General features: G+C 54.0%; 6 protein-coding genes. 4 read left to right on the top strand and 2 right to left on the bottom strand.

Annotation, left to right across the window (positions count from 1 at the left end):
* Positions 1 to 239: 239 nt before the first annotated feature.
* The gene (locus HMPREF3011_RS09980) at positions 240 to 1,016 is read right to left on the bottom strand and encodes a queuosine precursor transporter (protein ID WP_049181394.1); all 777 of its coding nucleotides are present in this window, start codon (positions 1,014 to 1,016) and stop codon (positions 240 to 242) included.
* Between the two features lie 22 nt (positions 1,017 to 1,038).
* A complete protein-coding gene (locus tag HMPREF3011_RS09975; protein WP_049181396.1) occupies positions 1,039 to 1,731 on the bottom strand; it encodes an ArsR/SmtB family transcription factor in 693 nt (230 codons plus the stop codon).
* Positions 1,732 to 1,913: 182 nt separating this feature from the next.
* Between HMPREF3011_RS09975 and HMPREF3011_RS11025 the strand changes: the two genes are divergently transcribed.
* From HMPREF3011_RS11025 to HMPREF3011_RS11510, 4 genes are all read left to right on the top strand, one after another.
* On the top strand, positions 1,914 to 3,098 hold the full coding sequence (locus HMPREF3011_RS11025; RefSeq protein ID WP_083300190.1) for an MFS transporter: 1,185 nt from the start codon (positions 1,914 to 1,916) through the stop codon (positions 3,096 to 3,098).
* A complete protein-coding gene (locus tag HMPREF3011_RS11020) occupies positions 3,085 to 4,215 on the top strand; it encodes an acyl-CoA dehydrogenase family protein (protein WP_080972872.1) in 1,131 nt (376 codons plus the stop codon). Before HMPREF3011_RS11025 ends, HMPREF3011_RS11020 begins: the two co-directional genes overlap by 14 nt.
* On the top strand, positions 4,209 to 4,658 hold the full coding sequence (locus HMPREF3011_RS09965) for a thioesterase family protein (protein WP_049181401.1): 450 nt from the start codon (positions 4,209 to 4,211) through the stop codon (positions 4,656 to 4,658). Before HMPREF3011_RS11020 ends, HMPREF3011_RS09965 begins: the two co-directional genes overlap by 7 nt.
* 64 nt (positions 4,659 to 4,722) lie before the next feature.
* Positions 4,723 to 5,078: glutamate--tRNA ligase family protein (locus HMPREF3011_RS11510; RefSeq protein ID WP_246821513.1), on the top strand; the 356-nt coding region annotated here is incomplete at its 3' end.

Genomic DNA, 5,078 nt, shown 5'->3' with positions numbered 1-5,078 from the left:
CATTCAGCAGTTGTCAACGCAGCTGGGAGGTCTGATGGCAAACCCGGAGAATCCACGTACTGGCTTTGAAGCCGGGATGACGCAGCCGATGTGGTTCAACATCGTGGTGCTGGTGGCCTGGATCGTTGTGGCTGTTGGCATTGCTCATTGGGCCAATGCCAAGCGGGATGTGAAGTAGAAAAACAAAAAGTGCCGCGACTACTCGCATCTCAGGCGAGGTCGCGGCACTTTTTTCGTCGTTAAGCGGGAACGTGAGTGTCGTAGTAGCCTTCGCGGCGCTTGACCCACGCGATGACGGCGTAGGTGATTGGCATGACTACGATTTCGACCGCGGTCTTCCAAATGAAGCCGACGATGACGTAGTTGACGAAGGTGCCCCAGGTGTCGATGCCGATTGCGGTGGCGGCGATGGAGCAGAAGATGAGCGTATCGACGAACTCACCAACCACAGTCGAGCCCATCAGGCGCGCCCAGAGCGCCTTTTCGCCAGTGCGCTTCTTAATGGCGTTGAGCGACCAGGCGTTGAGCAGCTGACCGACGACATAACCGGCCAGACCTGCGAGAACAAGCTGCGGGACGGTGCCCAGCACAGTGGCGAATGCTTCCTGATTTTCATACCACGGTGCCGCTGGGAGCTTGATGGCGGCAAAGAAGCAGAGCATTGCGCCGGCGAGGATGGCAAACCCGGTCCACACGGTGCGGCGGGTGGCTTTGTAGCCGTAGCACTCGGAAAGCACGTCGCCGATGACGTAGCTCAAGGGGAAGAGGAAGAAGGCACCGTCGGTGGCCAGGCCGAAGATTTCCACGCCCTTGGTGGCGGTGATGTTGGAGACAATCAGCACGCCGATGAAAATAGCCGTGAACATCGGGTACAGCGATTTCGGTACCGGGATGTGGCGTGGCGTGTGTGCTGCGGATTCGGACTTAGTTGCGTTCTCGGGCGCGTGCGAGGTGCTCACAGCGGCAGCCTCGGCGTTGCCCGGCCCAGACTTGGGCAGGTTTTCGTTATTTGTCACGGGAGGGAATGTTACCTGCCGCTTAGTGCTCCAAGCGAGCGCCGATGAAGTCTTCGAGGCCGACTTTGCCTTCTGCCGTGAGTTCGAGTCCGCGGGAATTGGGGATTGGGGTCAACCAACCCTTTGAAATGAGGCCACGCAGGAGCGCGGCGCCGAGCGATCCGGCCAGGTGAGAGTCGGCGTGTGTCCAGTCCTTGCAGAGGAACGCTGTCTTCCTGCTTGCGTCGAGGCTGGATAGGCCAGTGCCGAGGTAGGCGAAGCATTTCTCGGCGTTGGGGCCAAAGGTGACGTCCCCGGCGTCGGTGATGAGTGCTTCTTTGGCGAAAAGGGCCCGAGTGAGTTGTACTCCGAGGGATCCTGCTAGGTGGTCGTAGCAAGACCGGGCGAAGGTAACTGCTGGTTGGTGCTCTGGGATGGGTGCGGCAGTGTCGGCGCCGGCAGCCTGGAAAAGATTGGCAATTACCTGGCGTATTGAGGGGTTAGCGATGGAGTAGGTCGCGCTCTTCCCTTGTCGCTCGACATCGACAATTTCGGCTTCGCGGAGGCGTCGAAGATTGTTGGACAGCGTCGATTCGGCGATGTTGGTGGACTCGGCGAGGCTGCGCACGCGAGTCGGACCATTTTTGAGGAGATACTCCAGGATTGCCAGGCGCACGGGAGACGAGCATTCCGCGGCGATTGCGGCTGCCTGCTCGAAGTACGTGCGCTGTTTCATGGTGTTAGCGAATCACTTTGCGGTGTTCGAAGCAAGTTACCGTACGCGGAAGAATGGACTGAAACGGAGTTTTAGTGCTGTTTCAAACGTGAGGCTAGATTGATTTCACCAAACCTCTAGCCGTACAACACATTCTGTGAAATCATACTTTTCATGAACAGAAAGTATGGACGGAGGTGGAAATGTCGGGTGAAGTTCAAGCTAATGTTCGAGATGGAGCAGCGCTAGCGCTTGGGCTGGTCATCGTAGTAATTGGAAGTACGATGCCCTCCGGTCTATATGCCTTATACCAGCATGATTGGGGTTTGAGCGCCAACAAAACGGTAGTTGTCTTTGCATGCTATGCGGTGGGTGTAGTGGTCACGCTCACATACGGACATTTGTCAGACTCGCTGGGGCGAAAGCCGATCGCACTAGTCAGTATGGCGCTGTCATTGGCATCAACCCTGATGTTTCTGGCGGCGGGGTTAGTCGATTCACATGAAATGGTTCTATATGCCGCTCGAGTGATTTCAGGATTCTCAGTCGGTCTCGCAACGGGATCATTTACTGCCTTGTTGCAGGAGAAATTGCTCACGCATATCGGCGCGCTCACAAGTACGGTGGCGGTCTCTGGGGCATTAGCTTTAGGTCCGTTGTACTCGGCTGTGGTAGCCAGGTTCTCATCGGCACCACTACAAATGCCGTATTGGATTTACGCAGCGCTCACCGTGGTGTCGATGGTTGGTGTCGCGCGCGTGCGGGAGCGTAGCTGCGAGAGAAATTCGGTGAGCTGGCGGCCGCAGTTTGGTGTGGCTCGGGATGTGATTCGAGTTTTCATTCCGGGAGCGTTAGCGATTGGCTGTGCGTATGGAGTCAACGGTCTCTTCCAGTCCGTAGTTCCGCTGGCTGCGAAGGATATGGGCTTCGATACGCAGCTAAAGATTGCGTCGATTACGGCCTTGATGCTCGGAGTATCGGCAGTGACTCAGGTGATGCTCGGGCGGAGGGCGCAGCGGGTCTCGTATCCGGTGGGGTTGGTGATTCTCGCGCTCGGGCTGGGTGGCGTAACACTGAGCTTGTTTAGCTCAACTGCTGTTTTGCTGGTTATTGCAACCGTTATCTGTGGTGTCGGCCAAGGACTCTCTTTCAAGTACTCTCTGCTGCGGGTTTCGGAAGCGGCACGTGGAAAAGATCTTGCTGCGACTGTTTCCAGCTACTACATCGTGGGCTACGTGGGAACGGCAGTTGGCCCGCTCGCAGCGGGGCTAAGCGGTGGAAGTAGAGCGATAGTCGGAATCGTGTGTATTGCATTCGCGGTCGTAGCTGTAGTGGTTGCGGTGATGGGTAGTCGAGAAGTCAGATTGGAGAAAAATGAAGTCGTATGAAATATTCCTTGAACGAGCAACCGAAGAATTCGGCAATATAAGCTGCAAAGAAAGCTCGATTGAATTTTCGAGAGAAGTATGTCGAATAGTAGGACGCATGGGGTGGGCTGGGCTTTCTATTCCTGTAGATTTTGGCGGTGCGGGTGCATCTCATGTAGAACGTCTATTTTCAATCCAGGCTTCGTCTCACTGTGATCCAAGTATCGGCGTTTTAGTGCAGTCCGTTCAGTTAGGATTAGCAGTATTCTTAAATGCGAGCAAGGAGCAGAAACAAGAATGGTTACCACCGCTGTGTAGCGGAGAGAAAATTTCCTCAATTTGCTTAACAGAGCCCGTATCCGGGTCGAATCTTGCGAAAATGGAGACACGGATACTTAAAGGGGCGATGGAGTCTTCCTTAGTGGGGAAGAAGGATTTTATCGTTAACTCGCATATAGCAGATGTGCATGGTGTTGTTGCTAGAAATGTTAATGGATCGGTAGGCGATAAGTTTTTTGCAGTTATTGTGCCGGCTGATTCGCGGAATATTCAGGCGGGAAACACGTATTTATTGCCGGGGCTTGAAGGAGTTAATATTGGAAGTGTTGAATTCGTTGATGGTTGCAGTGTGACCAATAACAATATCCTCTCCGACAAAGATGGATTGGAGGTAGCTCATCGTTCGATAACGCTGTTCGGAAAGCTCAACTTGGCAGCAGTTGCTTTGGGAATTCAGCAGAAGGCGTTGGATATTACCAAGGCATATCTAAGATCTGAAACGGGTAAGTTAAAAAACCTATCTCAAAAAAGTGCGATCCGTGGACTGCTTGGCAATGTCAATCGCCGATTTGTTATTTCAAACGCAGCGTGCGTTTCTGCAGCGGCTAGCTTAGATCGCGGAACGCCCAATGAGCCGCTAATCCTCGCAGCGAAAACCGAATCTGTTAACAGTGCAATTGCGACTGTAGTTGACTGCATGAACGTGCTTGGAGCGCGTGGCGGGCTGGTCGAAACTGGATTAACTGATTTGCTTTTAGCTGCAACTCAGATTCAGTATCCCGCTGGTACAGCAAGTGTAAATAATAAACGCCTAGCTGATGACTGCTTAGGTGCTTATAGAGAGGTAGGGTTATGGTAAAAAGTATTCTTGAAAAAACCTATGCTTTTAGGTATACAATCCCCGAAGGTAAGACAGTTCCCGATTTGTATCCCGACGAGGACGAATTTGCCTCAATGCCTCCGATATTTGCAACGGGTTTTACGGTGGGATTGTTGGAACTTGCCTGTATTAAGCACCTTGATTCTGAAAAACTATTGAACCCAGGAGAGATGAGCTTGGGGTTCGGTGTGAATATACGTCACACGGCTCCATGCACTGAGGGGGTTGAGCTTGAGGTGCGTGCAAAATGCATCATGCAGGCCAGAAATCGCTTTAAATGGGAAGTGTCTGCAACACTGGGTGAGCTAGTGATTGCCACTGGTGTCCATGAGCGGGTCTGCGTTAACAGGGACGTATTTACAAACGAGGTAGACAGAAGCATGAGTCTATATGGCGGTAAAACCCTGCGTGATGGACTTTAATCGCTAATTCCATTGCGGGATTCCAGTGAAGTGCGTTCAGCATATTTGGCGTTATTCTCGACCTATGTTTGGCTTCGCTCTTCAACCACATCAGAGACCTCCCACCGGCCGCTACGCCCCTTCGCCGACCGGTCGGCTGCACCTGGGAAACCTGCGCACCGCAGTGCTGGCCTGGGCGCACGCCCGCGCGCAGGGTGGCCGCTTCATCGTGCGTATCGAAGATATCGACCGCCAGCGCTCCCGCCCCGAGTATGAGGCGCAGCAGCTCGCCGATCTCGAGGCCATCGGCATCGACTGGGATGGCACGCCGGTCCGCCAGTCCGAACGCTCTGAGCTGTATGAATCCGCACTTGTCGACCTCACTCAGCGCGGCCTGACTTATCCCTGCTTCTGCACGCGCCGCGAAATCCTCGCCGCCTC

The sequence above is a fragment of the Corynebacterium sp. HMSC074C04 genome (assembly GCF_001838295.1).
Lineage (GTDB): Bacteria > Actinomycetota > Actinomycetes > Mycobacteriales > Mycobacteriaceae > Corynebacterium > Corynebacterium amycolatum.
The sequence above is the reverse complement of the archived record's forward strand: the minus strand, read 5'-3'. Positions and strand labels throughout refer to the sequence as shown.

Coding starts and splice junctions, on each gene's coding strand:
- HMPREF3011_RS09975 (WP_049181396.1), bottom strand. CDS start 1,731: ATGAAACAGCGCACGTACTTCGAGCAGGCAGCCGCAATCGCCGCGGAA.
- HMPREF3011_RS11020 (WP_080972872.1), top strand. CDS start 3,085: ATGAAGTCGTATGAAATATTCCTTGAACGAGCAACCGAAGAATTCGGC.
- HMPREF3011_RS09965 (WP_049181401.1), top strand. CDS start 4,209: ATGGTAAAAAGTATTCTTGAAAAAACCTATGCTTTTAGGTATACAATC.
- HMPREF3011_RS11025 (WP_083300190.1), top strand. CDS start 1,914: ATGTCGGGTGAAGTTCAAGCTAATGTTCGAGATGGAGCAGCGCTAGCG.